1 protein-coding gene is annotated in these 1,430 nt (G+C 41.8%); it reads right to left on the bottom strand.

Annotated elements, in window-relative coordinates:
- Window positions 1-82: 82 nt before the first annotated feature.
- A complete protein-coding gene (locus F6K53_RS42375; RefSeq protein WP_293086516.1) occupies window positions 83-808 on the bottom strand; it encodes a hypothetical protein in 726 nt (241 codons plus the stop codon).
- Window positions 809-1,430: the final 622 nt, after the last annotated feature.

Here is a 1,430-nt window from a genome sequence, read left to right as displayed (position 1 = left end):
CAATCCCTGAGTTATGGTTACCCCCATTATTAGCACTATTAAAACTTGCCCCAGATGGAAGAATATCTTGCAGAATTACATTTTATAGGTCGAGACCACCCTCAATATCTTGGCCATGGCAAAGCTTAAGTTCATAGGTTACTGGTGAATCAAGAGCCGGATCACCAGTGCTAGGAATCACCCGATTTTTCTCCAATGTCCACTTGTTTAACGCAGCGTTTGAATCGATATCAGAGTTAATGTTTAGAGCATTGGAGGTGGCATTCTCGGTATTAGAACTTGTCCCTTCGGCTAGGTTAGTTGGTTCTATATCGTTTACAGTCGTACCGGGGGGAAACTGGACTCGAATCTCCAAGTTGACAGGGGAACCTGCTGGAATGGGTGAATTATACTCAACGGTAGCCAGTCCTGTATCCTCGTCATAGCTGACAGTAGCAGGACGTCCAGGAAGGATGCTGACATTTTCAGAAGACCAATCAATTTGAGGAGGGAGTTGGTCAGTAATCACCACATCCTGGCAGTCTTCATCCCCACTACAGGAGACTCTGATGGTGTAGATAAATTCTTGTCCTGATGGAACTTCTGTAATGGGATCACCATCAGCATTATTAGCAAGTTTCACCAACTGGAGTTGGGAAACCGCCCATACTGGAGTCGCGTAACCTGCGATCGCACTGACTAACATCAAACTGCCAATCAGTGTATGGGGAAAAAACTGGGAAGGAAAACTTTTTCCTAGAGGATAGGGTAGACTTTTTGAGCCCAAATCGGGTGCGATCGCTTGGAGATAGTTCAATAAAGATTGCATGACTGGCCGCGATGAATAATGAGAATTGAGAAATTAAACTAAAGACGTTTTTATAGACAAATCCGGTATCGAGAGATTACTCAAAGGATAGGAATTAAAACACAAATAAACTGAAACACAAATAAACTTTATGGGCGCACGGTGTGTGCCCAATTGATTGTGCTTTATGCAAGTGATAACCCCCCATAGTTAGTCAGTAAATCTCCCTAGTGAGAACACGGCTTTTTCCTTAATTAGTAGTGCTATTTTTTGTGCGAGCAGACCTTGTCTTGATACAGTGGCTCATGGGTTAAACCCCCATGAGGCCACTGCATCGCTTTTAAGCTTTGCCTAAAACAGATTAAAGCGATCGCACCCTAATTTTTCGCTGGTTTTAACTCTTCTAGTTAAACTATTGTTATTGTCCTAATCTAGGATTGCTTCATTTAAGCTGCTTTTGCCTAGAGATAATTACTGAAATTTCACCTGAAATTTAAAAATTTTAAATTGGTGATATCCGTGAATTACACATCATCATGTTTACGGAAGCAGCTTCTTAACTGGAATAGGATTGACTTAAAAGTTGGAAAAAACTTAAGATCGGGATAAAAGAGGCAAGATCGGGAGGATGGAGAAGCAGAAG

Origin of the sequence: Moorena sp. SIO4A1, from assembly GCF_010672065.1 — a bacterium.
GTDB lineage: Bacteria > Cyanobacteriota > Cyanobacteriia > Cyanobacteriales > Coleofasciculaceae > Moorena.
This window is presented reverse-complemented; position numbering and strand designations above follow the sequence as displayed.

Excerpts from the sequence above, each read along its gene's own strand:
- F6K53_RS42375 (WP_293086516.1), bottom strand. The coding sequence starts at position 808 with ATGCAATCTTTATTGAACTATCTCCAAGCGATCGCACCCGATTTGGGC.